A 5239-nucleotide genomic window follows, 5' to 3' on the forward strand; every position below is an offset into this window, starting at 1 on the left:
CTACGGCGCGGCCACCATGTGGGACAGCAACTACCAGCCCAAGCCCGCCTACAACGCCGCCATCTCCGCCCTGAGCGCCGGCGGCACCACCACCGGCGGGACGACAACCGGTGGTACCACGACGGGTGGCACCACGACTGGTGGGACGACGACCGGTGGCACCACCGGCGGCACCGGCGGCGGGTCGTCGGGCGCGCTGCACGCGGTGGGCGCGGGCAAGTGCCTGGACGTGCCGAACTCGACCACCACACTGGGCACGCAGACGCAGATCTACGACTGCAACGGCCAGGCCAACCAGAACTGGACGCACACTTCGTCCAACCAGCTCACGGTCACCCTCGGCGGCACCCAGCTGTGCCTGGACGCCTACGGCAAGGGAACCACCAACGGCACCAAGGTGGACACCTACAGCTGCAACGGCCAGACCAACCAGCAGTGGACGCTGAACTCCAACGGCACCATCACCGGTGTGCAGTCCGGCCTGTGCCTGGACGTCACCGGAGCCTCCACCGCCAACGGCGCCCTGGCCGAACTGTGGACCTGCAACGGCCAGTCCAACCAGCAGTGGACCCTCGGCTGACCCGGTAAGGGACACCGCGGCGATCCGGACCGCCGGGACGGCACATACCGCCGTCCCGGCGGTCACCGCGACCGGAGACACACGTGACAGCGACCGGCCGCGGAACACCCCGTCCCCTTTCGAAAGGACAACACAGTGTCAGCAATCAGCCGGCTGTTCCGGCGGCTGCGAAGCTCGACGGCCGTGCTCACCGGCCTCGTCCTGGCAGCCGGCGGCCTCGTGGCCACGGTCGCCGAGCCGGCCCACGCGGCCACCTCCATCACGATCAACGGCTCGTCCAGCGGCCGTACCTTCGACGGCGTCGGCGCGATCAGCGGCGGAGGCGGCAACAGCAGACTCCTGATCGACTACCCCGAGCCCGAGCGCGGCCAGATCCTGGACTACCTGTTCAAGCCCGACTACGGGGCCTCCCTGCAGATCCTCAAGGCGGAGATCGGCGGCGACACCAACTCCACCTCCGGCGCCGAGCCGAGCCACGAGCACACCAGGGGCGACCTGAACTGCAACCGCGGCTACGAGTGGTGGCTGATGGAGCAGGCCAAGGCCCGCAACCCGAACATCAAGCTGTACGGGCTCGCCTGGGGCGCGCCCGGCTGGATCGGCAACGGCAACTTCTGGTCCACCGACATGATCAACTACCTGGTCTCCTGGCTGGGCTGCGCCAAGCAGCACAACCTGACCATCGACTACCTCGGCGGCTGGAACGAGCGCGGCTACAACGTCTCCTGGTACGAGCAGCTGCGCAGCGCGCTCAACAGCAACGGCTACAACAGCGTCAAGATCGTCGCGGCCGACTCCGACTGGACCGTCGCCAACGACGTGAACTCCAACTCGGCGTTCGCCAACTCCGTCGACATCATCGGCACCCACTACCCCTGCGGGTACCGGTCCTCCCAGTCGAGCTGCAGTGTGCCGTCGTCCGCCACGTCGACCGGCAAGCAGCTGTGGGCCAGCGAGAACGGCTCCGACGACTACAACGCGGGAGCCAACGCGATGGCCCGCGGCATCAACCGCGGCTACATCGACGGCAAGATGACCGCCTACATCAACTGGCCGGTGGTCGCCGCGATCACGCCCAACCTCCCGTACCCGACCATGGGCCTGGCGCTCACCCCACAGCCGTGGTCCGGCTACTACGCGATCGGCAAGAACGCCTGGGTGATGGCACACACCAGCCAGTTCACCCAGCCCGGCTGGAAGTACCTCGACTCCTCCAGCGGCTACATCGGCGGCAACCGCAACAACGGCAGCTACGTCTCGCTGAAGTCCACCAACAACTCGGACTGGTCCACGGTCATCGAGACCATGGACGCGGGCAGCGCCCAGACGCTGAACTTCAACGTCACGGGCGGGCTGTCGACCGGAGCCGTGCACGTCTGGGCGACCAACGTCAACTCCGGCAACCAGGCCGACTACTTCGTGCACTCCTCCGACATCACCCCGTCGAACGGCAGCTTCAGCCTGACCGCGCAGCCCGGCTACGTCTACACCATCACCACCACGACCGGCCAGGGCAAGGGCACGGCGGCGGGTCCGGCCCGCAGCACGATGAGCCTGCCGTACAGCGACTCCTTCGACGGTGACACCGCCGGCACCGAGGCGAAGTACCTGATGGACTGGCAGGGCGCCTTCGAGGTCGCGGCCTGCGGCGGCGGCCGCAGCGGCATGTGCGTGCGGCAGATGAGCGCCCAGGCCCCGATCACCTGGGACCCGCTGACCGACCCGCACACCCTGCTCGGCGACCTGAGCTGGGGCAACTACACCGTCTCCTCCGACGTGATGCTGGAGAAGTCCGGGTACGCCGACCTGCTCGGCCGCGCGAACTCGCAGAGCTACAGCGGGGCGGCCGGCCTGAACGCCTACCACCTGCGGGTGAGCGACACCGGCGCCTGGTCGATCCTCAGCTCCAACACCGGCGGCAACGTCACCACGCTGGCCCAGGGCACGACCACGGCGCTGGGCACCAACCGGTGGCACAGCCTGTCCCTCGCCTTCTCCGGCAGCACCATCACCGCGTCGATCGACGGCTCCAACGTGGGGTCGGCCAACAACAGCACCTACGGCGCCGGCCAGGTCGGCTACGCGACCAGCCAGGGCGAGACCGCCCAGTTCGACAACCTGGCCATCACCCCCGGCCAGGGCGGCACGGGCGGCGGCACGAGCGGCTCGATCGTCGGCGCCGGCTCCGGCCGGTGCGTGGACGTACCCAACCAGTCGCAGAACAACGGCACACAGGTGGAACTGTGGGACTGCAACGGCGGCAGCAACCAGCAGTGGACCAGCACCGCGGCCAATGAGCTGCGCGTCTACGGCAGTTCCTGCCTCGACGCCGCGAACAGCGGCACCAGCGCCGGCACCAAGGTGGACATCTACACCTGCAGCGGCGGCGCCAACCAGAAGTGGACCCTGAACGGCGACGGCACCATCACCAACAACCAGTCGGGACTGTGCCTGGACGCCACGGGCGCCGGTACCGGCAACGGCACCCTGCTGGAGCTGTGGACCTGCAACGGCGGCAGCAACCAGCAGTGGACCCGCGGCTGACCGGGGTCCGACGCTGAGAAGTCCCTCCGGGGGCGGAGCCGACCGGCACCGCCCCCGGAGGGCTCAGCGGCCGGCCGCCCAGTCGGCGACCACTGGCACTCAGGGACTCGACACAGAACTTCCCCGACGCCCCGAACCACGCGAACTTCCCGTCCTCGGTCCTGCGCCCGGGGCAGGTCTACGAGCACACCACGGTCTACGAGGTGTCCACGCGGGGTCTGTGACCTCGACGGCCCCGCACCGCGGCAAGGCCCGCGGGTTCCACGCCCGGCGCGCGGAACCCGCGGTTCCGGCTGTCCGGGCGGCAGTCCGCGCGGCCGCTTGTCCGTCACCGGTCCGCGAACCGGCTCCCGGCCGGACGCGCCGCGTCAGGCCGTGACCGGTTCGCGCTCAGGCTCTGCCGGCCGCCGCCAGTGCCTCCAGCACGCTCGCCAGCTGCCGCACCGGCTCCGGGCCGATCATCCGCAGCCCCACCGTCCCCGCGCCGGCCGCCACCAACTCGCCGATCCGCTCCGCGGCGTCCGCCGGCCGGCCCGACACGGTGAACACCTGCTCCGCCGGGCGCCCCAGCCACTCGGCGTGCCCCTCGACGCTCGGCCGCAGCACCCGCGCCACCTGCTCGGCGTCCTCACCGACGGAGCAGAAGGCGAACACGGTCAGGCTGTGGCCGGCCTCGGCGCCGCCCCTGCCGGTCAGCTCCCGGACGGCGTACAGGTCGCGCGGCCCGTGGCCCTCCGCGATCAGCGTGCCGTCGGCGACGCGGCCGGACAGCTCCAGTGAGCGGGGCCGGACCACGCCCGCGATCACCGGCGGCGGCTCGACCGGCGGGTGCACCAGGCGCAGGCCGTCCAGCCGCACCTCCCGCCCGTCCAGTTCGACGCGCTCACCGCGCAGCAGCGCCCGTACGGAGACGATCGTCTCCTCCAGCAGCGCGAGCGGCGACCGCGGCGCGACGCCGACCGACGCCATCCACTCCGGCACACCGTGCCCGATCCCGGCCACCAGCCGGCCGGGGAACACCCGGGCCAGCGTGGCCAGCTCCATGGCGAGCAGCGCCGGACTGCGCAGCGGCGCCGGTGCGATCCCGATGCCCACCCGCAGCCGCCGCGTCGCCGCCAGCGCCACGGCGGCGGCCGACACACCGGCGTTCCACCCGAGGTCCTCGACCACCCACACGTCGTCCACCCCGAGCGCCTCGACCTCGCGGGCGAAGGCGGGCAGCCCCTCCGGCGCCCAGTCCCGGTCGTACATCACTCCGATGCGTGCAGTCGTCATGCACCGCAACCTATGCCGGGCACGGACCGGTGATCAACCGTCGGCGCACGTGGGCGTGCCCCCGGCCCCATGCCCATGCGGCCCTCCGCCCCGGTGACGGCGGCCCGCGCGCCATGGGGCCGCCGGGGGAGGACGCAGCGCGGCTGCGCCTCCCTCCGGCGGCCCCTTACCCGGAATCACGGGCGGACCGCGCCATGCCCCCCACGGATCATGGACGGCGGCCCGCCTTCGTGACGAGCCGGGGCGTCGGCCGCCGGCCCGTGGTGTTCCGGGCTATCCGAGGGTCCACTGCTGGTTGCTGCCGCCGTTGCAGGTCCACAGTTCGGCGAGCGCCCCGTTGGCGGTGCTCGCTCCGGTCACGTCCAGGCAGAGCCCCGACAGCGCGCTGGTGACGGTGCCGTCGGCGTTGACGTTCCACTGCTGGTTGGTCTGGCCGTTGCAGGACCACACGATGACCTTGGTGCCCGCTGTGGTGCCCTGGCCGTTCGCGTCCAGGCACATCTGGCTGCTGCCGGAGTAGACGGTGAGCTGGTTCGCGGACGTGTGCGTGAAGACCTGGTTGGCACCGCCGGAGCAGTCCCAGATCTGCAGCTGCGTGCCCGCCGTGGTGGACGAGTTCGGCACCTCCAGGCACTTTCCGGCGCCCACCGCGTGCAGTTCGCCGCTGTTCCCGCCACTTGTCGAGCCGTCGCCCGGGGTCACGTAGACGGCGAAGGCGTCGTGGGTGGCCTGGAAGGTGAGCGGAACGGTGACCGAGCCGCCGGAGCTGGGCAGGTTCTGGCTGTAGACCACCTGCGGGGCGGTGAGGGGTGCTTGGTCGGGGATGCGTTGGATGGTGAC

The 5239-nt window shown here is 71.0% G+C and carries 4 protein-coding genes; 2 read left to right on the plus strand and 2 right to left on the minus strand.

Features of this window, described 5'->3' with window-relative positions:
• The coding region (locus tag K7G61_RS35565; protein ID WP_225851291.1) for a ricin-type beta-trefoil lectin domain protein at positions 1-580 on the plus strand (580 nt) is incomplete at its 5' end.
• A 135-nt stretch (positions 581-715) separates the two neighbouring features.
• Positions 716-3124: a ricin-type beta-trefoil lectin domain protein gene (locus K7G61_RS35570; RefSeq protein WP_225851292.1), complete on the plus strand. Its 2409-nt coding sequence runs from the start codon at positions 716-718 to the stop codon at positions 3122-3124.
• A gap of 390 nt (positions 3125-3514) precedes the next feature.
• Here the strand turns inward: K7G61_RS35570 and K7G61_RS35580 are convergent, their stop codons facing one another.
• Entirely contained in the window at positions 3515-4399 is an 885-nt protein-coding gene (locus K7G61_RS35580) for an LLM class flavin-dependent oxidoreductase (protein ID WP_225851293.1), read from the minus strand.
• Positions 4400-4672: 273 nt separating this feature from the next.
• On the minus strand, positions 4673-5239 hold a 567-nt coding region (locus K7G61_RS35585), incomplete at its 5' end, for an RICIN domain-containing protein (RefSeq protein ID WP_225851294.1).

Origin of the sequence: Streptomyces sp. HPF1205 (assembly GCF_020400825.1) — a bacterium.
Classification (GTDB): domain Bacteria; phylum Actinomycetota; class Actinomycetes; order Streptomycetales; family Streptomycetaceae; genus Actinacidiphila.

Bases quoted from the DNA above. Each gene is read 5' to 3' on its own strand.
- K7G61_RS35580 (WP_225851293.1), bottom strand. From the start codon at position 4,399: ATGACGACTGCACGCATCGGAGTGATGTACGACCGGGACTGGGCGCCG.